Origin of the sequence: Streptomyces silvisoli, from assembly GCF_029269905.1 — a bacterium.
GTDB lineage: Bacteria > Actinomycetota > Actinomycetes > Streptomycetales > Streptomycetaceae > Streptantibioticus_A > Streptantibioticus_A silvisoli_A.
Window position 1 is genome coordinate 102,356 of record NZ_JARJBC010000004.1, and the last position, 20,367, is coordinate 122,722.

A 20,367-nucleotide genomic window follows, 5' to 3' on the forward strand; every position below is an offset into this window, starting at 1 on the left:
CATACACATGTATGAGGGACAATGGCCCGGTGCGCGGGGACTACAGCGACTACCAGGAACTCGTCGACGAGGTGTCGGCGCTGCTCGGCGCGCCCGCGACCCTGGAGGACCGGGACTTCCGGCTGATCGCCTTCTGCGCGCACGACAGCGAGGCGGGCGCGATGGACCCGATCCGCACCCGCTCCATCCTGACCCGCGGCTCCACCGCCGAGGTCCGCTCCTGGTTCGAGGGCTTCGGTATCGCGCGGGCGCAGGCGCCGGTGCGCATCCCGGCGGATCCGGAGGCCGGGATACGGGCGCGGATCTGTCTGCCGGTCCGGCACCGGGGCGTGGTCTACGGCTATGTGTGGCTGCTGGACGACGGGCAGGCCCGGCCGCTGGGGGCGGCGATGGCGGTCGCCGCGCGCATCGGCACGCTGCTGGCCGCGGAGGCACGCGCCGGAGCCGACCTCGGCCGGGAGCTGCTGGCGCTGATCACCGGACCGCGGGAGCGCCGGGAAGCCGCGGAGCACGTGCTGCGCGCGACACTCGGCCGGGCCGCGGACGGACCGTTCGCACTGGTCTGCGTGAGCCCGTGGGACACCGCGGACACCGACGAGGACACCGACGCGCTGCCGGACGTACGCGCAGTGCCGGGCACCGCGGCGCTGTGCCCGGTGCGCGACGAGGGGCTGGCGGCACTGGTGCGGCTGCGCTCACCGGACGTGGTGACCCCGGCCCGGACCGCCGCCGCCCGGCTGCTGGAGTCGTCCCGTGCCCGGGGCGCCGCCGGGATCAGTGAACCCCGGTCGGGACTCGGGGAGTTGGCGGACGCCTGGCGCGAGGCGGCGGGCGCGGCGCGGGCGGTTCGGGCGCAGCCGCGGCTGGGGCCGGTGGCGCAGTGGTCGCACATCGGGCCGTACCGGCTGCTGACCGCTCTGCCGGCCGGCGCCGACCGCAGTGTGGCCGAGTTGCTGCGGCCCGCGCACACCGAACTCGCCCACACCGCCGAGGTGTTCCTGGACTGCGCGGGCCAGGCGGGCCGCGCGGCGGCGGCGCTGGCGATCCACCGGCAGACGCTCTACTACCGGCTGTCCCGGGTCGAGCGGCTGACCGGGCTCGACCTTGACGAGGGCGAGGACCGGCTGCTTCTGCACATGGCCCTGAAGGCGGCCAGGTTGTGACCGTCGTCCGCTCAGGACGAGGTGCACACCCTGGACAGCTCGGCCGCCGCGTCGCCCAGCGGCTTCACGTCCGGCGAACCGCCGCTGTCCGCCGCGGCCTTGACGCCCCGCGCGGCCTTGGCCACATCGTCGGCCGCCTTGCGCTGGTCGACGTTGTGACTGTTCCTGGCCATGTCCTTGACGTCCCGCTGGAGCTTGTGGAACGACTGGGACGTCTGCTTGCGCCGCTCGGAGTCCACCAGGTTCCCCACGTTGGTGACCGCGGCCACCACGTCCTGCACATCCCCGGTGATCCTCAACGCCGACCTGCCGCAGTCCGCCGATCTGTTCAGGTCGTTGCAGGCCGTGAAGCCGGGGACCGCCAACGCGACCCCGAGCACGACGCACACCGCCCGGCCCCGTAAGGACATCCCTGTGGCCCCTCCCCCTTGGCACCCGCACCACCATGCTAGGGCCTGCCTGGCGGGCGTTGGCGGGTCGATGTCCAGATCGCGCCATGGAGGGCTGCTCGGCGGTGCGGCGCCAACCCGCACGGCGAACAGACAGCAGCGGCCCGCCGCCCCGGGAGGGCGACGGGCCGGGCGGGTCGGGCAACCCCGCGGTCAGTCCACCAGGTTGACCGCGCGCGCCGAGGTGGCGCCGATCTCCTGGGCGATCTCGGCCAGTACGGGCTGCGGGATGGAGTCGTCCACGGTCAGCGCGACCAGCGCCTCGCCGCCCTCGGTGGTACGGGCCACCTGCATACCGGCGATGTTGATCCCGGCGTCACCGAGGATCCGGCCGATGATGCCGACGATGCCGGGGCGGTCACCGTAGCGCAGGAAGGCCATGTGCTCGGTGAGGACCAGGTCCACGTCGAAGTCGCCGACTCCCACGATCTTCAGGATGTGCTTCGGGCCCGCGAGCGTCCCGGAGACCGACACCTCGTCGCCGCCCGCCAGCGTGCCTCGCACGGTCACCAGGTTGCGGTGCTCCGGCGATTCCGAGCTGGTGGTCAGCCGGACCTCGACGCCGCGCTCCTGGGCGAACAGCGGGGCGTTCACATAGCTGACCGTTTCTGCGACGACATCCTCGAACACGCCCTTGAGCGTGGAGAGTTCGAGCACCTTGACGTCGTGCTGGGTGATCTCGCCGCGCACCTCGACGTCCAGGCGCACCGCGACCTCGCCGGCGAGGGCGGTGAAGATGCGGCCGAGTTTCTCGGCGAGCGGCAGCCCGGGCCGTACGTCCTCGGCGATCACACCGCCCTGCACGTTGACCGCGTCCGGCACCAACTCGCCTGCCAGCGCGAGCCGTACGGACTTGGCGACCGCGATGCCCGCCTTCTCCTGGGCCTCGCCGGTGGACGCGCCCAGGTGCGGGGTGGCGACGACGGAGTCGAACTGGAACAGCGGGGAGTCGGTGCACGGCTCGGTGGAGAACACGTCCAGGCCCGCGCCCGCGACCCGGCCCTCCTTCAACGCCGAGGCCAGCGCCTCCTCGTCGACGATGCCGCCGCGCGCCGCGTTGACGATCCGGACGCTCGGCTTGACCCGGTGCAGCGCCTCGTCGCCGATCAGGCCGAGGGTCTCGGGCGTCTTGGGCAGGTGCACGGTGATGAAGTCGGAGACCTCCAGCAGCTCGTCCAGCGAGAGCAGCTTGACGCCCATCTGCGCGGCACGCGCGGGCTGTACGTAGGGGTCGTAAGCGACGATCTTCATCCCGAACGCGGACATCCGCTGGGCGACCAGCACGCCGATGCGGCCGAGGCCGACCACGCCCAGGGTCTTCTCGGACAGTTCGACGCCGGTGTACTTGCTGCGCTTCCACTCGCCGTTCTTCAGCGCGGAGTTGGCCTGCGGGATGTTGCGGGCGGTGGCGATGATCAGGCCGCAGGCCAGCTCGGCGGCGGTGACGATGTTGGAGGTCGGCGCGTTGACGACCATCACGCCCGCCTTGGTGGCGGCGGAGACGTCCACGTTGTCCAGGCCGACCCCGGCGCGGGCCACGACCTTGAGTTTCCGGGCGGCGGCGATCGCCTCGGCGTCGACCTTGGTGGCGCTGCGGACCAGGATCGCGTCGACGTCGGTGATGGAGCCCAGCAGCTCGGAACGGTCGGCGCCGTTGCAGTGCCGGATCTCGAAGTCCGGTCCGAGCGCGTCGACGGTCGCGGGCGACAGCTCCTCGGCGATGAGTACGACAGGCTTGGTGGTTGAAGCAGTGCTCACGGAGTCCTCACTTGTCCTTCGGGCTGGCCGGTCCCGTACGGCCGCTCCAGAGAGGGAGGGATGGCATGCCGCGTGGAAGACGCACGACGCTGTGAGCCTGACGCGCTTGTTAACGAATTGTATCGGCGGACCACCGCGCGTCTCCCGCCGTTCCGTAAGGATCACCCTCACGGGTCTATACGCCGCGGCTAACCACAACCAGGACGGGGGACACGGGGGCGCGGCCCGCGCGAGGAGGTCCGGGGGCCGGAGCCCCCGGACCGGAACCAGCCGCGCCGGAGGCGTTACGCCTCGTCGTCCACCCAGCTCATCAGCTTGCGCAGCTCCTTGCCGGTGGTCTCCAGCAGGTGGTTGCTGTCGGCCTTCTTGTACTCGTTGTACTTGGGCAGACCCGCGTTGTACTCGTTGATCCAGTTCCGCGCGAACGTGCCGTCCTGGATCTCGCCGAGGACCTTCTTCATCTCCGCCTTGGTGGCGTCGGTGATGATCCGCGGACCGGTGACGTAGTCACCCCACTCGGCGGTCTCGGAGATCGACCAGCGCATCTTCTCCAGGCCGCCCTCGTACATCAGGTCGACGATCAGCTTGAGCTCGTGCAGGCACTCGAAGTACGCGATCTCCGGCTGGTAGCCCGCCTCGACCAGGGTCTCGAAGCCCGCCTTGACCAGCGCGGAGGCGCCACCGCACAGCACCGCCTGCTCGCCGAACAGGTCGGTCTCGGTCTCCTCGGTGAACGTGGTCTTGATGACGCCCGCCCGGGTTCCGCCGATGCCCTTGGCGTACGAGAGCGCCAGCGCGAACGCGTTGCCGCTGGCGTCCTGCTCGACCGCGACGATGCACGGCACGCCGCGCCCCTCCTCGTACTGGCGGCGCACCAGGTGGCCGGGGCCCTTGGGGGCGACCATGCACACGTCCACGTTCGCCGGGGGCTTGATCAGGTCGAAGCGGATGTTGAACCCGTGCCCGAAGAACAGCGCGTCGCCGTCCTTGAGGTTGCCCTTGATGGCGTCCTCGTAGACCTTGGCCTGGATCGGGTCCGGCACCAGGACCATGATCACGTCAGCCTCGGCGGCCGCCTCGGCCGGAGTGACCACGCGCAGGCCCTGCTCCTCGGCCTTCACCCGCGACTTGGAGCCCTCGGGCAGGCCGACCCGCACGTCCACTCCCGAGTCGCGCAGCGACAGCGCGTGGGCGTGGCCCTGGCTTCCGTAGCCGAGAACCGCGACCTTGCGGCCCTGGATGATGGACAGGTCGGCGTCTTCGTCGTAGAACAGCTCGGCCACTTGGGACTTCTCCTTGGCTGATGTGAAGGTTGCGCCTCCCACCGTATGCCGGTGGGGGGAAGGGGGTCGTGACGGTCTCGCCATGCGGTCGGCGGACCGGTTACGCGCTGCGGTCCAGGGCGCGCAGCGAGCGGTCGGTGATGGAGCGGGCGCCGCGGCCGATGGCGATGGTGCCGGACTGGACCAGTTCCTTGATCCCGAACGGCTCCAGCATCTTCAGCAGCGCCTCCAGCTTCTCGCTGCCGCCGGTGGCCTCGATGGTGACCGCCTCCGGTGAGACGTCGACGGTCTTGGCGCGGAACAGCGAGACGATCTCGGTGATCTGCGAGCGGGTCTCGTTGTCGGCGCGGACCTTCACCAGTACGAGTTCCCGCTGCACCGCCGCTGACGGCTCCAACTCGACGATCTTGAGCACGTTGATCAACTTGTTGAGCTGCTTGGTGACCTGCTCCAGCGGCAGCTCCTCCACCACGTTGACCACGATGGTGATGCGGGAGATGTCGGGGTGCTCGGTGGTGCCGACGGCGAGCGAGTCGATGTTGAAGCCGCGGCGCGAGAACAGCGCGGTGATCCGGGCCAGCACGCCCGGCTTGTTCTCCACCAGGACGGAGAGCGTGTGCTTGGACATAACGGCGGTTCTTCCTTCGCTTCCTGGCTCGGTCCTGGTCTCAGTCATCCATGTCGCCGAAGTCCGGGCGGACTCCGCGCGCGGCCATCACCTCGTCGTTGGAGGTGCCCGCGGCGACCATCGGCCAGACCATCGCGTCCTCGTGGCAGATGAAGTCCACCACCACGGTGCGGTCGTTGATGGAGTTGGCCTTCTCGATCACCGCGTCGAGGTCGGCGGGGTCCTCGCAGCGGATGCCCACGCAGCCCATCGCCTCGGCGAGCTTGACGAAGTCGGGGGTGCGGGTGCCGAGGTTGGCCTGCTTCTCCTCCGCCGCGGGGCCGGAGTGCAGCACGGTGTTGGAGTACCGCTCGTTGTAGAACAGGGTCTGCCACTGGCGGACCATGCCCAGCGCGCCGTTGTTGATGATGGCGACCTTGATCGGGATGTCGTTCAGCGCGCAGGTGACCAGTTCCTGATTGGTCATCTGGAAGCAGCCGTCGCCGTCGATCGCCCACACCGCGGCGTCCGGCATGCCCGCCTTGGCGCCCATCGCGGCCGGGACCGCGTAGCCCATCGTCCCGGCGCCGCCGGAGTTCAACCAGGTGTACGGCTTCTCGTAGTTGATGTACTGCGAGGCCCACATCTGGTGTTGGCCGACGCCTGCCGCGTAGATGGTGTTGGGCGGCGCGAGTTGGCCGATGCGCTCGATGACCTGCTGCGGGGACAGGCTGCCGTCGTCGGGCAGGTCGTAGCCGAGCGGGTACGTCTTGCGCCAGGAGTCGATCTGGGCCCACCAGTCGGCGTAGTCGCCGCGGTGGCCGGCCTCGTGCTCCGCCTGGACCGCGACGATCAGATCGGCGATGACCTCGCGGGCGTCACCGACGATCGGCACGTCGGCGGCCCGGATCTTGCCGATCTCGGCCGGGTCGACATCGGCGTGCACGATCTTGGCGTGCGGGGCGAAGGTGTCGACCTTGCCGGTCACCCGGTCGTCGAACCTGGCGCCGAGCGCGATCAGCAGGTCGGCCTTCTGCAGCGCGGTGACCGCGGAGACCGAGCCGTGCATCCCGGGCATGCCGACGTGCTGCGGGTGGCTGTCCGGGAAGGCGCCCAGCGCCATCAGCGTGGTGGTGACCGGCGCGCCGGTCAGCTCGGCCAGGATCCGCAACTCCTCGGTGGCCTGGGCCTTGAGCACCCCGCCGCCGACGTACAGCACCGGCCGCTTGGCCTGGACGATCAGCTTGGCGGCCTCGCGAATCTGCTTGGCGTGCGGCTTGGTCACCGGGCGGTAGCCGGGCAGGTCGGTCTGCGGCGGCCAGCTGAAGACGGTCTGCGCCTGGAGCGCGTCCTTGGCGATGTCCACCAGGACCGGTCCCGGGCGTCCGGTGGAGGCGATGTGGAATGCCTCGGCGATGGTGTGCGGGATGTCCTCGGCCTTGGTCACCAGGAAGTTGTGCTTGGTGATCGGCATGGTGATGCCGCAGATGTCCGCCTCCTGGAAGGCGTCCGTACCGATCGACTTGGAGCTGACCTGGCCGGTGATCGCGACCAGCGGCACCGAGTCCATGTGCGCGTCGGCGATCGGCGTCACCAGATTGGTCGCACCGGGCCCCGAGGTGGCCATGCACACCCCGACCTTGCCGGTGGCCTGTGCGTAGCCGGTGGCGGCGTGGCCCGCGCCCTGCTCGTGGCGGACGAGGATGTGGCGCACACGCTTCGAGTCGAACATCGGGTCGTATGCGGGAAGGATGGCCCCGCCGGGAATGCCGAATACGGTATCGGCGCCGACTTCCTCCAGAGAGCGGATGAGGGACTGGGCACCCGTCACGTGCTCGGTGACGGGCTGTGCTGCCTGTGCCGCGCTGCGGGCCCGCGGCTGCGGATGGTGGGCCCCAGTGGCCTGCTCGGTCATCTGCGTTTCTCTTCTCGAAGAGGCCGCCCCGGCTCAATGGTATGAGGGGCGGTAGGTGCCAGTGCAACAAAAAACCCCTCGTGCCGTTAGGCAAGCGAGGGGAGCGCGCCGGTGCTGTCAGCGGGGCGGACGAGTGGCCCCGGGATCAGCCGACGCGCTTTCCAAGTACGAGAATTCGGGTGCGCATGGCTCCGACCCTCCTCCCCCTTGGTCGCCAGTGTCAAGTGGGTGGGACGGACGTCTCATTATGTGAGCGCGATGGTTTTATGTGAGCGCCGTGTTCTGCTGGTCAGAGGACACCCCCCGAAGCCCCATCCCGCTACCCGCGGGTACGACATCGCGTTCCGCGCACATCGGCACCGGGTAGCCGCCGCGGGCCAGCGAGCCGCGCAGCCGCGGTTCGTCCAGCGGCCCGGAGAACGCCATGCCCTGCCCGTGCGTGCACCCCATCTCGCGCAGCGCCACCACCTGCTCCGGTCGGTCCACGCCGTCGGCCACCGAGCGCAGGCCGAGGTCGCGGGCGATCCGCAGCAGCCCGGCGGTGATCTTGTGCACCCGGGCCGACTCCACCAGGTCCGCGGTGAAGGCCCGGTCCAGCCGCACCACGTCGACCGGCAGCCTGCGCAGCGCCAGCATGCCCGCGTAGCCGGTGCCGAACCCCTCCAGTGCGATGGTCACCCCCGCGCGGCGCAGCGCGAGCAGCCGCCGCTCCAACTCGTCCAGGCAGATCCCCGGATCGTGGCCGGTGAGCGCCAGCACCAGCGCACCGGCGGGCAGCTCATGGCGGGCCAGCAGCGACTCCACCGTCTTGGGCGGCAGATCGCGGCCCATCAACCGCCGCGCAGACATCCGCACCGACACCGGCACCCGATGTCCCATACGGTGCCGGTGCGCGGCCTGTTCGACGGCCTGCTCCAGCATCCAGCGGCTGACCTCGGCGCGGTCCTCGTCCACCTCCCGGCGTTGGTCGGCGAGCCGCAGGAACTCGGCCGGGGTGAACAGGATGCCCTGGGCGGACCGCCAGCGGGCCTGCGCCTCGACGGCGTCCACCACTCCGCTCTCCAGGTCCACCACGGGCTGGTGCAGCAAGGTGAACTCGCCTTTGTCCAGGGCGTTTCGCAGCCGTTCGGCCAGCTCCGCGCGGCGCGCCACCTCGGCCTGCATCTGCGGCGCGTACACCTCCACGCGGTTCTTGCCCGCGGACTTCGCCCGGTACATGGCCAGGTCGGCGTTGCGCATCAGCTCGGCCGGGCCGATGCCGGGTCCGGCGAAGGCCACGCCGATGCTGGCGGCCACCCGTACCGTGGTCTCCCCGACCCGCTGCCCGGTGCGCTCGGCGGTGGTGCCGCGCGCGCCGTCGGACGGGCCGCCGCGGGCCGCGTTGCCCGCCAGTACGGCGTAGGGCTCGGACAGCGTCATCCGCAGCCGTTCGGCGATCTCCACTATCTGCTGCTCGCGCACGTGCCGGTCACCCTTGCCACCACAGATGAGGGCGGCGAACTCGTCGCCGCCCAGCCGTGCCGCCGTGTCCCCGGCCCGTACCGACTCCTGGAGCCTGCGGGCGGCCTGGATGAGGAGTTCGTCCCCGGCCTGGTGGCCCACGGTGTCGTTGACCGCCTTGAAGCCGTCCAGGTCGATGTAGAGCACGGCGGCCTCGCCGTCGTCGGCTCGGCGGCCGCCGAGCGCCTGTCGTACCCGCTCGGAGAACAGCGCGCGGTTGGGCAGGTCGGTGAGCGGGTCGTGGGAGGCGTTGTGCTGCAACTGGGCCTGGAGACGCACCCGTTCGGTCACATCGCGGCTGTTGAAGATCAGGCCGCCCTGGTAGCGGTTGACGGAGGACTCCACGTTGAGCCAGCCGCCGTCGCCGGAGCGGATGCGGCACTCGATACGGGTGGCGGGCTCCTCGGAGGGCGGTGCGGCGAGGAACCGCCGCACCTCGTGCAGCACTCTGCCGAGGTCCTCCGGATGGATGTGCGAGGCGAGTTCTGTGCCGACCATCTGCTCGGCGTCCCGCCCGTAGACACCCTTGGCGGCGGGGCTGACGTAGCGCAGGACGCCGGTGTGCGCGGCGATCATGATCACATCGCTGGACCCCTGGACCAGGGAGCGGAAGTGGTTCTCCTTCTGGGCCAGTTCCTGGGTCAGCGCGATGTTGTCGAGCAGCATGATGCCCTGGCGCGCCACCAGTACGAGGGCGACCGTGCAGCCGGTGAACAGCACCACCCGGTCGATCTTCCGCCCGTTGAGCACGTTGTACAGGATCCCCAACGTGCAGACGGCGGCGGCCAGATACGGGGTGAGCGCGCCCAGCGAACCGTTGCCCCTGGGGTCCGGTGAGCCGTGTGGCGGTACCGTACGGCGGGTGGTGTCCCGTTTGCCGACCCATGGCGCGTACGCCAGCAGTATGCTCCCGGCGAACCAGCCCGCGTCGAGGATCTGCCCCGAGCGGTAGTGCTCACGCAGCAGCGGCGAGGTGAACAGCGCGTCGCACAGCACGGTCAGGGCGAGTGCCGCGATCGCGGTGTTGACCGCGGAGCGGTTGGCCGAGGAGCGCCTGAAGTGCAACGCCAGCACCATGGAAACCAACATGATGTCCAGTACCGGATAGGCCAGCGACAGTGCGATGCTGGCCGTGCTGCGGCCGTCCCACTGCGCGGTACGGGCCAGCGCCAGGCTCCAGGTCAACGTCAGCAGCGAGCCGCCGATCAACCAGGCGTCCAGGCCGAGGCAGATCCAACCCGCCCTGTTCACCGGGCGTTTGGCGAGCACCAGCAGGCCGATGATGGCCGGCGGTGCGAACAGCAGGAAGCAGAAGTCGGCGGCGGAGGCCCGGGGTACGGCTTCCCGCAGCACCAGTTCGTACCATCCCCAGACGGCGTTGCCCGCCGCGACCATCGCGGAGGAGACGGCGAACAGCACCCAGGCGGGCCGGTTACGGCCCGGGACGGAGCGCGCGTACCACAGGCACGACGCGCAGGCGGTCAACGCTGCGCCGGACAGCCCGAAGTCACCCATGAACTGCGCGAGGGCGGGCGAGCCCCAGCCCAGGGCGGCGCCGACGGCGTAGCCGCCACAGAGCACGGCGACGAGGAGTTGGGGCACGAGTGCCGTCCGTCCGCCAGCGGCGGCGGGACCGGAGAGCACCGCCCCGGACGCGCTCATCCGACCGCCCGGCACCGCACCCGGCGGTGTGTCCGTACCGGTGAGAATCTCCATTCGCCGCACATCGCCCGTCATCCCCCTCGCGTCCTGAAGCGCGTCCTGAAGTGTCCGGTCTCCGGTTGTCGGCAACCGACCGGACAGTTTCGTTCCGGTGCGCGTTGTTCATCTCCGGTGCGCGCCAGGGCCAAGCGTGGCCTGTTCGGCGCACCCCCGATCGGGACGATACACCAGATCCGTCACTCAGGGACATAGCTCCTCTACACAGCGTAATCGGGCAGATGATGGCGGTTTCGGAGCGTGTTCATCCGATGCCTTTCGGTCAGAACTTCGGGGGCTCGGGGGCGCTGACGGTGTTGCGCAGCGGCTCCCCGGTGAGGTAACGGCGCAGTTGCTCAACGAGCAGGCGCCGGGCGCGCGGCGGGAACGCGGAAGAACTCCCGCCCACATGCGGGGAGATGAGTACTCCCGGCGCGTGCCACAGCGGATGCCCTGGAGGCAGCGGTTCCGGGTCGGTGACGTCGAGGGCCGCGGTCAGCCGTCCTGACTCCAGCTCGGCCAGCAGCGCCTTGGTGTCCACCACGGCGCCGCGCCCCACGTTGACCAGCAGGGCGCCGTCCGGCATCCGGGCCAGGAACTCCGCGTTCACCAGGTGCCGGGTCTCCTCGGTGAGCGGGGTCACCAGGATCACCACATCGGCGCCGGGCAGCAGCCGCGGCAGCTCGGCCATGGCGTGCACCGGGCCGCGTTCGGCCTCCCGCGCCGAACGCGCCACCCGCACCACCTCGCACTCGAACGGGGTGAGCCGGTCCTCGATCGCGGCGCCGATCGCACCGTAACCGACGATGACCACCGTGCGGTCGGCCAGCGCCGGGTACATCCCGGCGTACCACTTCTCGTTGTCCTGGCCCCGCACGAAGCGCGGGATGCCGCGCAGTGAAGCGAGGGTGAGGGTGACCGCCAACTCGGCGGTGCTGGCGTCGTGCACCCCGCGGGCGTTGCACAGCACCGTCTCCCGCGGCACCTCGTCCTGTACGTGGTCGACCCCGGCGGTGAGCGTCTGCACCACGCCGGGCCGGGCGCCGTGGCGCAGCGGCCGGGTGGCGACCTCGGCGCCGCGCATGTACGGCGGTACGTAGAAGTCGATGTCCCGCGGGTCGGCCGGGAACTCGTCCTCGCCGTCCCAGCGCACGTACTCGGGCCCCTCGGGGAGCCCGTCGATGGTGGCCGGGTCCATCGGCAGCCAGACCGTCACAGGAGTGTTCGCGCTTCGCACCATGCTCTGGAGGCTATGCGATGGCCTGTACGAACGCGCCTTCTACCGGCGCGTTACCTTGGGGGGCGCCCTGCTGGTCAGCGCTGCGGCGCGGAGCGCCTCCTTCGACAGTGGTGGGGGGCGACGGGCGGGAAGCTTCAGGAGGACGGGGCCAAGGTGGAGCGCAGGTCGATCGGTGCGGCAGCCCTCGAAGTGGGCGCGGTGGGGCTGGGTTGCATGCCGATGAGTTGGGCGTACACCACTTCGCAGCAGGACGGCGAGGGCTCGTTGCGCGCCGTTCACGCGGCACTCGACGCGGGCACCTCGCTGCTCGACACGGCCGACATGTACGGCCCGTTCACCAACGAGCTTCTGGTGGGGCGGGTGTTGAAGGAGCGGCGGCGGGATGCCTTCCTCTCCACCAAGTGCGGGCTGCTCGTCGGCGACCAGCACATCGTGGCCAACGGCCGCCCCGGCTACATAAGGAGGGCCTGCGACGCCTCGCTGCGCCGGTTGCAGACCGATGTGATCGACCTGTACCAGCTGCACCGGGTGGACCCCGAGGTACCGATCGAGGAGACCTGGGGCGCGATGGCGGAACTGGTCGCCGCGGGCAAGGTGCGTTCGCTGGGGTTGTGCGCGGTGGGCGCGCGCGGCAACCGGCGCTACGGAACGGGGTTGCACACCGAGACGGTGCGCCAGCTGGAGCGGGCGCAGCAGGTGTTCCCGGTGAGCTGTGTGCAGGCCGAGCTGTCGGTGTGGGCCAGGGAGGCGCTGGAGGAGTTGCTGCCGTGGTGCACGGTGCGCGGCGTCGGCCTGATGGCGGCGATGCCGCTCGGCAACGGCTTCCTGACCAGCACGCTCACCCCGGGCCAGGGCTTCGAACCGGACGACGTACGAGCCCGGCATCCGCGGTTCACGGCCGAGATGATGGCCGCGAACCAGCCCATCGTGGCTGGCTTGCGCAGGGTCGCGGTACGGCACGGGGCGACTCCCGGGCAGGTCGCGCTGGCCTGGGTGCTGGCGCAAGGCCGGCACGTGGTGCCGGTACCGGGCACGAAGCGGGCCCACTGGGCCCGGGAGAACGCGGCGGCGGCGGAACTGCGGCTGTCGGCGGCGGACTTGGCGGAAGTCACGGGTCTGCCGCCTGCCAGGGGGTCGTGGGACTGAGGGTTGCCCGGCGGCGGTTTGGTCGCGGTGGGTTGGAGACCACCGGTCTGGGCCGTCGCGGTTGCTCGTCACCGCGGCGGGCCCCTTTTCGGGGCGAGCCCCAGCCCCCATCAGGCAGAGCTTTCGCGAGTTGCCCCCGATGGGAGCCGTCGCGGCGGGAGGGGCGTGCCCCACCCCCGTGGGGGCGCGCGCCTCCCGCCGCCGTCAGTGGGGAGCCGCTGGGGCGGGTTCCGGGGCGAACAGCCTCAGGCGGTGCGCCAGCGCCGCCGCCTCACCGCGGTTGGATACCGCCAACTTGGCCAGGATGTTGGAGACATGGACGCTCGCCGTCTTCGGCGAGATGAACAGTTCCTCGGCGATCCGCCGGTTGCTTCGCCCCGCCGCGACCAACCGCAGCACATCGCGCTCGCGTGGCGTCAGTCCCAACTCCTCGGCCGGGTCCTGGCCGTCGCCGTCGGACGTCTCGTCCAACGACAGGCGGGCCCGCCGGGCCAGCAGCTGTGTGCCCTCGCGCAGTGGACCGGCGCCCATTCGCTCGGCGGCCGAGTGCGCCAGGGCGAGCGGTCGCGCGGCATGCTGCCGGGCCTCGCCGTCCGCGCCGGAGGCGAGCAGCGCACGCGCCCACTGGAACCGGGCGGTCGCCAACTGGTACGGCCGCTCCAGCGGTTCGAAGGCGGCGACCACCTCGGCCCACAGCCCGGGGGTGTCCCGGCCCTCGGCGCGCAGCAGTTCGGCGTCCACCAGCCGCGCGTACGCCTGCCACACCGGGACGGTGCCGGGCAGCCGTCGCGCCGCGAGCCGTATGCGGCCCAGGACTTCGGCCCGGTCCGGTGCGGCGACGGGCAGCCCACCGGCGTCCGCCTCCGCGCTGGCCGCCGCGAGCAGCAGCGGCCAGGCGTGCCGCTGGGTGCCGGGCGGGAAGCCCTCCGCCAGCGCCTCGTCCAGTGCGGCGCGGGCGTCCTGGATCCGGCCGCGGGCCGCGGCGAGGCTGAGGGTCTGCCGCAGCGTGGGGATGGTGTACTGCGGCTGCGGATTGTGGGTGCCGTAGTGTTCGCGGGAGACGGCCAGTTCACGCTCGGCGGTGTCCAGCTCGCCCCGGGCCAGGGCGAGTTGGGTGAGTCTGCTGGCCGCGGCGGCGCGGGGGTTGGCTCCAGCGGCCAGGCGCCGCGCGGACAGCGCCGCTTCCTCGGCTTCGGCCCAACGCCCGAGTGAGAACAGCGACTCCGCGAGGTTGCAGTACAACCACGCCCTGGCGTCGGACAGTCCGAACCGGCGCACCACCTCGACGCCCCTGATCGCCGCCTGAACCGCCTGGTCGGAGCGGCCGACCCCTTCGAGGGCGGAGGCGTAGTTGACGTAGCAGCGGCCGAGCACGCCGACGTTGCCGATCTCGGTGACCCGCTCGCACAGCTCGGCCATCTCGGCCAGGCCGTCCGCGACATCTCCGGAGTCCACCTTGAGCCAGCCGAGGGTGAGCCTGGCGTGCGCTTCGGTGCCCTCGGCGCCGACCAACCGGGCCAGTTCCACCGCCCGTTCCGCGGTGCTGAACGCTTCGGGGCCCGGCTCGTGCAGCGCGCACCAGCCCGCCACCTGGGCCAGCACCTCGGCATGTACGGCGGACGGCGGCAGACCGCGCACCAGCTCCTGGGCTCGGCTGAGTTCCGCCCAGCCGTCGCCCCGGCCCAGGCCCTCCAGCAGCTTGCCGCGCTGGGTCCAGAACCAGGCGGCGCGCAGGGCGTCCACACCGTCGTCCAGGGCGCGCAGCGCCCGCTTGATGATGGACAGCGCCCGCTCGCGCTCTCCGGACAGATGGGCGGCGACCACCGTCTCGGCGAGCAGGTCGAGATGGCTGAGCGCCTCGTCGTCGCAGCCGCAGGCCGGGTACACGTCCACCTGGTCGAAGGGGCGCTGCGCCTGGCGGATGTGCGGCGGGGTGTCCTCCCACAGCTCCAACGCCCGGTCCAGCAGCCGCATCTGCTCCGCGTAGGCGTACCGACGGCGGGCGTCCACGGAGGCGGCGAGCACCGCGGGCAGCGCCTTGGCCGGGTCATGGGCGTGGTACCAGTAGCTGGCCAGCCGGGCCGCGCGCTGGTCGGCGCGGACCAGCGCGGGATCGGCCTCCAGGGCTTCGGCGTAACGGCGGTTGAGCCGGGAGCGCTCGCCGGGCAGCAGATCGTCGACCACCGCCTCGCGGACCAGGGCGTGCCGGAACCGGTAGCCGTCGCCGTCGGCGGTGGGCAGCAGGATGTTGGCGCCGACGGCGTCCCGCAGCGCCTCGATCAACTGCTCCTCCCCGAGCCCGGCCACGGCGGCGAGCAGCGGATACTCCACCTCGGAGCCGCCCTCGGCGGTGATCCGCACCACCCGCTGGGCGTCCTCCGTCAGCGCCTCGACCCTTACCAGCAGCAGGTCGCGCAGCGATTCGCTCAGTCCGCTCCCGCAGCCCTTGGCGATGCTGCGCGCCAACTCCTCGACGAAGAAGGCGTTTCCCTCGGAGCGCTCGAAGACCCGGTCGACCAAGGCGGGGCCGGGCTCGGTGCCGTTGATCCCGGCCAACTGGGCGTGCACCTCGGCCCGGTTGAAGCGGCGCAGCTCGATGCGGCGCACCACGCGCATGCGGTCGGTCTCGGCGAGGAACGGCCGCAGCGGATGGCGGCGGTGGATGTCGTCGGAGCGGTAGGTGGCGATCACGACCAGCCGGGCGCGGTGCGGCGAGCGGAACAGATAGCCGAGCAGTTCGCGGGTGGAGCTGTCCGCCCAGTGCAGGTCCTCGATGGCGACGACCAGCGTACGGTCCGCGGCGAGCCGCTCCAGCAGCCGGGCGGTCAGCTCGAACAGCCGGGCCCGGCCGGTCTCGTTGTGCGCCTCGCGGGTGGCCTCGCCCAACTCCGGCAGCAGCCGGGCCAGTTCACCCTCCACTCCGGCGGCGGCCGTGGCCAGCTCGTCCCCCAACTGCCGGTGCAGTACCCGCAGCACGGTGGCCACCGGGGCGAACGGCAGCCCGTCGCAGCCCATTTCGACGCAGCCGCCGGTCGCGGTGACCGCGCCCGTGGCGCGGCAGCGGCCCAGGAACTCCTCAAGCAGCCTGCTCTTGCCGACCCCCGCCTCGCCGCCGACCAGCAACGCCTGCGGCTCGCCCGCGTTGGCGCGGGCGAGCGCGGCGTCGAGGTCGGTCAGCTCGCGGATGCGGCCGACGAACACCGGGGACACGGACTGCGTCTGCACGAGGCCGAGCATCGCACAGGGGTCTGACAATCCGGTGCGCGGTGTACTGCGGACCGGCGCGATGGCCGTCATACCGGCTGGTCAGCCGACCAGGCGCGGGTGGATGAGGGCGCGCAGCCGGGCCACCGCACGACCGCGGGCGGGCGGCGCGTCGTCCTGGCCGCGGCGCGCCTCCTGGGCCCGCCGCCACTTGCAGGCGTCCCGCCGCAGCTCGGCGGCGCGGGACCGGATCTCGGACTCGTAGTAGTACATGACTCCCCCTTGTGAACGTGGTGACTTGGGCTTTTCGATCTGCCCCAAGCCTCGTCTCCCAGGGGGTGCGCCACATCGGGCGACTTACCGATCTATGCGGTACCGGATGCCTTAGGCCGTGCGGCGTCCGACGCCTGGAGGACCTTAGGCGGCGCCGGTGCCTCCTCAGTCTCGGGCGGCTCGATGCTCAGCCGGGGCAGTCTGCGCTCCAGCCAGCCGGGCAGCCACCAGTTGGCGCCGCCGAGCAGATGCATCAGCGCCGGTACCAGCAGGGTGCGCAGCACGAACGCGTCCAGCGCGACGGCGGCGGCGAGTCCGATGCCGAACATCGCGATCACCCGGTCGCCGCTGAGCACGAACGCCAGGAACACCGAAATCATGATCACCGCGGCCGAGTTGATCACCCGGCTGGTCTCGGCAAGCCCGACCCGTACCGCCCGCCGGTTGTCGCCGGTCTCCCGCCACTCCTCGTACATCCTGCTCACCAGGAAGACCTGGTAGTCCATGGAGAGCCCGAACAGCACCGAGACCATGATCACCGGCAGGAACGGTTCGATGGGACCGGCCCGGCCCAGGCCCAGCGGCTCGCTGCCCCAGCCCCACTGGAAGATCACCACCACCACCCCGAACGAGGAGGCCACGGCGGCGAGGTTCATCAGTGCGGCCTTGAGCGGGATGCCCAGGCTGCGGAAGGCGAGCAGCAGCAGTACGCCGCCGAGCGCGATCACCACGCCGACGAACACCGGCAGCTTGCCGACGATCACGGACGCGAAGTCGTCGTACCCCGCGGTGACCCCGCCCACGTCGACCTGGAGGTCCGTGCCCTTCTCGGCGGCCGGGACCACCTCGTGCCGCAGCCGGTTGATCAGGTCGCTGGTGTCCTGCGACTGCGGCGCCGTGGTGGGTACGACGGTCAGCACCTCGATGTCACCGGAGCGCTGGGCGGTTCCGGCGGCGACCGAGGCGACGCCGTGGGTGTCGCGCAGGGTGTCGGTGAGCTTGTCCAGGGCGACCTTGTCGGCCGCGTCGTCGGTACGCGCGACCAGTTGCAGCGGGCCGTTGACGCCCGGCCCGAAGCCCTCGGCGACCAGGTCGTACGCCTTGCGGGTGGTGGAGGTCGCGGGATCGTTGCCCTGGTCCGAGGTACCCAGGCGCATCGACAACGTGGGCACCGCCAGCACCAGCATCACCACGGCGGCCACAGTGGCCAGCAGCCGCGGATGGCGTTCCACGAAGCCCGACCAGCGGGCGGCCAGGCCGGTGGGCACTTCCGGCTGCGGGCCGTGCTCGCAGAGCCGTCGCCGCTCACGCTTGCTGAGCGCGAACCTGCCGATCACCCCCAGCAGCGCGGGCAGCAGGGTGACCGAGGCGGCGACGGTCAGCAGTACGGTCAGCGCGGCGGCGATCGCCACCCCGGTGAGGAAGCTCAGCCGCAGTACGAGCATGCCCAGCACCGCCACGCACACCGTGCCACCCGCGAACACCACCGCGCGCCCCGAGGTGGCGACGGCCCGCTCCGCCGCCTCGGCCACCGGCAGACCGCGCCGTAGGCCCCTGCGGTGCCGGGTGACGATGAACAGGGCGTAGTCGATGCCCACGCCCAGGCCGATCAACGTGCCGAGCATCGGCGCGAAGTTGGCGATGCTCATGACATGGCTGAGCAGTTGGATGCCCATCGTCGCGGCGCCCACGCTGACCAAGGCGGTCACGATCGGCAGGCACATCGCCGCCAGCGAGCCGAACGCGATCAGGAGCACCACGGCGGCCACCGCCACCCCGACGACCTCGCTGAGCTGCCCGCTGGTCGGCTGGGTGAGCGCGATGGCGTCACCGCCGAGCTCCACCTGGAGGTCCTTGGCCGCAGCGCTCTTCGCGGCGCTGACCACGTGCTTCACCTGGCCGGCGTTGAGGTGCTCGGCGTCGGCGTCGAAGGTGACCGTGGCGTACCCGGTGTGCCCGTCCCGGCTGATCTGCGCGCCACCGGCACCCGCGGCCTGCGGGCCGTACGGGCTGGTGACGGTGCGCACGCCGGGCAGCCGGGAGACCTCGTCCAGCGCGTGGCCGACCCGCTGCTCCACCGAGGCGGCGCGCACGGTGCCGTGCGTGGTGTGCCAGACGATGGTGTCGGCCGACCCCGCCGCGCCCGGGAACGACTTGCTGAGCAGCGCCGCCGCCCGCCCGGCCTCGGTGCCGGGAACGTTGTAGACGCTGGAGTACGCGGATCCGGTGGCGAAGGCCGCCGTGGCGAGTCCGGCGAACGCCGCGAGCCACAGCACGATCACGGCGAGGCGGCGGTGCAGACACCACCGGGCGAGTGCGGCCATTCCCCTGCTTCCTGGCGCTTACCGGAACTACCCGAACAAAAGAATCTTTCGGGCCGAATGCCCTCAAAGAACATGCGGGTACAGCGGTCCACTGTGGCAGCCGGAAGAGATCCTTTGCGGCTTTCGTGGCCTTCCTCACAGCCGTGGGAGGGAATTCTCAGCGGGCCTTCATCAGGGCCTTACCCAGGCCGTACTCGGCAGCGCCGGGGGCCGCGCGTCGGGCGCGCCGCCGTACGCGAGAGGCGGCGACCCGGGGGTACCGGATCGCCGCCTCTCTGGTTCCACGGTGGGCCTCAGCCCTGGACGCCCAGGCGCTCCAGGATCAGCTCGCGGGCCCGGCCCGCGTCGGCCTGGCCGCGGGTGGCCTTCATGACCGCGCCGACCAGCGCGCCCGCCGCCGCGATCTTGCCGTCCCTGACCTTGTCGGCCACCGCCGGGTTGGCCGCGATGGCCTCGTCCACGGCGGCGCCCAGCGCGCTGTCGTCGGAGACGATGGCCAGCCCGCGCTGCTCCACGACCTGGTCCGGGTCGCCCTCGCCGAGCAGCACCGCCTCGATCACCTGGCGGGCCAGCTTGTCGTTGAGCGTGCCCTCGGCGACCAGCTCGCAGACCCGGGCCACCTGCGCCGCGGAGATCGGCAGCGCGGACAGCTCGGTGCCGGACTCGTTGGCGCGGCGCGCCAGTTCGCCCATCCACCACTTACGGGCCTGGTCGGCCGGGGCGCCCGCGTCGATCGTGGCGACGATCGGGTCGATGGCGCCCGCGTTGAGTACCGACTGCATCTCGTGGTCCGAGATGCCCCACTCCGCCTGGAGGCGCTGGCGCCGCACCCGCGGCAACTCCGGCAGCGTCGCCCGCAGTTCCTCGACCCACTCGCGCGACGGCGCGACCGGGACCAGGTCGGGCTCCGGGAAGTACCGGTAGTCCTCGGCCTCCTCCTTGATCCGGCCGGAGGTGGTGGAGCCGTCCTCCTCGTGGAAGTGCCGGGTCTCCTGCACGATCTTGCCACCGGTGCCGAGCACGGCGGCGTGCCGCTGGACCTCGAACCGGACGGCGCGCTCGACGCTGCGCAGCGAGTTGACGTTCTTCGTCTCGGAGCGGGTGCCGAACTTCTCCTCGCCGATGGGCCGCAGCGACAGGTTGACGTCGCAGCGCATCTGGCCCATCTCCATGCGGGCCTCGGAGACGCCCAACGCCTTGATCAACTCGCGGAGTTCGGCCACGTACGCCTTGGCGACCTCAGGGGCCTTGGCGCCGGCGCCGACGATCGGCTTGGTGACGATCTCGATCAGCGGGATGCCGGCCCGGTTGTAGTCGAGCAGCGAGTGCTGGGCGCCGTGGATACGGCCGGTCGCGCCGCCGACGTGGGTGGACTTGCCGGTGTCCTCCTCCATGTGGGCGCGCTCGATCTCGACCCGGAAGGTCTCGCCGTCGACCTCGACGTCCAGATAGCCGTTGAAGGCGATCGGCTCGTCGTACTGCGAGGTCTGGAAGTTCTTCGGCATGTCCGGATAGAAGTAGTTCTTCCGGGCGAACCGGCACCACTCGGCGATCTCGCAGTTGAGCGCGAGACCGATCTTGACCGCGGACTCCACGCCGACCGCGTTGACCACCGGCAGCGAACCGGGCAGGCCGAGGCAGGTGGGGCAGGTCTGCGAGTTGGGCGGCGCGCCCAGCTCGGTCGAACAGCCGCAGAACATCTTGGTCTTGGTGCCCAGCTCGACATGGACCTCAAGGCCCATGACGGGGTCGTAGGCCGCCAGCGCGTCCTCGTACGACACCAGGTCTTCAGTGACAGTCACGGAAA

At 71.2% G+C, this 20,367-nt stretch carries 13 protein-coding genes; 2 read left to right on the forward strand and 11 right to left on the reverse strand.

What is annotated here, in order from left to right; translation table 11 throughout:
* The first annotated feature begins 11 nt into the window (after positions 1-11).
* Positions 12-1,163: a PucR family transcriptional regulator gene (locus P3G67_RS08460; protein ID WP_276092882.1), complete on the forward strand. Its 1,152-nt coding sequence runs from the start codon at positions 12-14 to the stop codon at positions 1,161-1,163.
* 11 nt (positions 1,164-1,174) lie between these two features.
* Here the strand turns inward: P3G67_RS08460 and P3G67_RS08465 are convergent, their stop codons facing one another.
* The 7 genes from P3G67_RS08465 to P3G67_RS08495 all read right to left on the reverse strand — a co-directional run bounded on the left by P3G67_RS08465 (position 1,175) and on the right by P3G67_RS08495 (position 11,613).
* Positions 1,175-1,573: a hypothetical protein gene (locus P3G67_RS08465; RefSeq protein ID WP_276092883.1), complete on the reverse strand. Its 399-nt coding sequence runs from the start codon at positions 1,571-1,573 to the stop codon at positions 1,175-1,177.
* 192 nt (positions 1,574-1,765) lie between these two features.
* On the reverse strand, positions 1,766-3,370 hold the full coding sequence (serA, locus tag P3G67_RS08470) for a phosphoglycerate dehydrogenase (protein WP_276092884.1): 1,605 nt from the start codon (positions 3,368-3,370) through the stop codon (positions 1,766-1,768).
* Positions 3,371-3,654: 284 nt separating this feature from the next.
* A complete protein-coding gene (gene ilvC / locus P3G67_RS08475) occupies positions 3,655-4,653 on the reverse strand; it encodes a ketol-acid reductoisomerase (protein WP_269853087.1) in 999 nt (332 codons plus the stop codon).
* Positions 4,654-4,753: 100 nt separating this feature from the next.
* On the reverse strand, positions 4,754-5,281 hold the full coding sequence (gene ilvN, locus P3G67_RS08480; protein WP_269853088.1) for an acetolactate synthase small subunit: 528 nt from the start codon (positions 5,279-5,281) through the stop codon (positions 4,754-4,756).
* Positions 5,282-5,321: 40 nt separating this feature from the next.
* Positions 5,322-7,175: an acetolactate synthase large subunit gene (locus P3G67_RS08485; RefSeq protein ID WP_269853089.1), complete on the reverse strand. Its 1,854-nt coding sequence runs from the start codon at positions 7,173-7,175 to the stop codon at positions 5,322-5,324.
* A 264-nt stretch (positions 7,176-7,439) separates the two neighbouring features.
* Positions 7,440-10,337, reverse strand: a complete 2,898-nt coding sequence (locus P3G67_RS08490; RefSeq protein ID WP_276093066.1) for a putative bifunctional diguanylate cyclase/phosphodiesterase — start codon at positions 10,335-10,337, stop codon at positions 7,440-7,442.
* A 319-nt stretch (positions 10,338-10,656) separates the two neighbouring features.
* Positions 10,657-11,613 carry a 2-hydroxyacid dehydrogenase gene (locus P3G67_RS08495; RefSeq protein ID WP_276092885.1) on the reverse strand — a complete coding sequence of 319 codons (957 nt, stop codon included), beginning with the start codon at positions 11,611-11,613 and terminating at the stop codon, positions 10,657-10,659.
* A 153-nt stretch (positions 11,614-11,766) separates the two neighbouring features.
* Here P3G67_RS08495 and P3G67_RS08500 point away from each other — a divergent pair, with 153 nt between their 5' ends.
* Positions 11,767-12,759 carry an aldo/keto reductase gene (locus P3G67_RS08500; RefSeq protein ID WP_276092886.1) on the forward strand — a complete coding sequence of 331 codons (993 nt, stop codon included), beginning with the start codon at positions 11,767-11,769 and terminating at the stop codon, positions 12,757-12,759.
* Between the two features lie 204 nt (positions 12,760-12,963).
* On the opposite strand, the gene P3G67_RS08505 is transcribed toward P3G67_RS08500, so the two are convergent.
* The 4 genes from P3G67_RS08505 to gatB all read right to left on the reverse strand — a co-directional run bounded on the left by P3G67_RS08505 (position 12,964) and on the right by gatB (position 20,362).
* Positions 12,964-15,996 (reverse strand): helix-turn-helix transcriptional regulator, encoded by a 3,033-nt coding sequence (locus P3G67_RS08505; protein ID WP_276092887.1) that lies wholly within the window; start codon positions 15,994-15,996, stop codon positions 12,964-12,966.
* A gap of 69 nt (positions 15,997-16,065) precedes the next feature.
* Entirely contained in the window at positions 16,066-16,236 is a 171-nt protein-coding gene (locus P3G67_RS08510) for a hypothetical protein (protein WP_276092888.1), read from the reverse strand.
* A gap of 92 nt (positions 16,237-16,328) precedes the next feature.
* Positions 16,329-18,560, reverse strand: a complete 2,232-nt coding sequence (locus P3G67_RS08515; protein ID WP_276092889.1) for an MMPL family transporter — start codon at positions 18,558-18,560, stop codon at positions 16,329-16,331.
* Between the two features lie 293 nt (positions 18,561-18,853).
* Positions 18,854-20,362 carry an Asp-tRNA(Asn)/Glu-tRNA(Gln) amidotransferase subunit GatB gene (gene gatB / locus P3G67_RS08520; protein ID WP_269853093.1) on the reverse strand — a complete coding sequence of 503 codons (1,509 nt, stop codon included), beginning with the start codon at positions 20,360-20,362 and terminating at the stop codon, positions 18,854-18,856.
* Positions 20,363-20,367 lie beyond the last annotated feature (5 nt).

What these genes read in the sequence shown, in the direction of transcription:
- P3G67_RS08490 (WP_276093066.1), bottom strand. Translation starts at nt 10,337, where the DNA reads ATGAGCGCGTCCGGGGCGGTGCTCTCCGGTCCCGCCGCCGCTGGCGGA.
- P3G67_RS08515 (WP_276092889.1), bottom strand. Translation starts at nt 18,560, where the DNA reads ATGGCCGCACTCGCCCGGTGGTGTCTGCACCGCCGCCTCGCCGTGATC.
- P3G67_RS08495 (WP_276092885.1), bottom strand. Translation starts at nt 11,613, where the DNA reads ATGGTGCGAAGCGCGAACACTCCTGTGACGGTCTGGCTGCCGATGGAC.
- ilvN (WP_269853088.1), bottom strand. Translation starts at nt 5,281, where the DNA reads ATGTCCAAGCACACGCTCTCCGTCCTGGTGGAGAACAAGCCGGGCGTG.
- P3G67_RS08505 (WP_276092887.1), bottom strand. Translation starts at nt 15,996, where the DNA reads ATGCTCGGCCTCGTGCAGACGCAGTCCGTGTCCCCGGTGTTCGTCGGC.
- P3G67_RS08485 (WP_269853089.1), bottom strand. Translation starts at nt 7,175, where the DNA reads ATGACCGAGCAGGCCACTGGGGCCCACCATCCGCAGCCGCGGGCCCGC.
- P3G67_RS08510 (WP_276092888.1), bottom strand. Translation starts at nt 16,236, where the DNA reads ATGTACTACTACGAGTCCGAGATCCGGTCCCGCGCCGCCGAGCTGCGG.
- P3G67_RS08460 (WP_276092882.1), top strand. Translation starts at nt 12, where the DNA reads ATGAGGGACAATGGCCCGGTGCGCGGGGACTACAGCGACTACCAGGAA.
- P3G67_RS08465 (WP_276092883.1), bottom strand. Translation starts at nt 1,573, where the DNA reads ATGTCCTTACGGGGCCGGGCGGTGTGCGTCGTGCTCGGGGTCGCGTTG.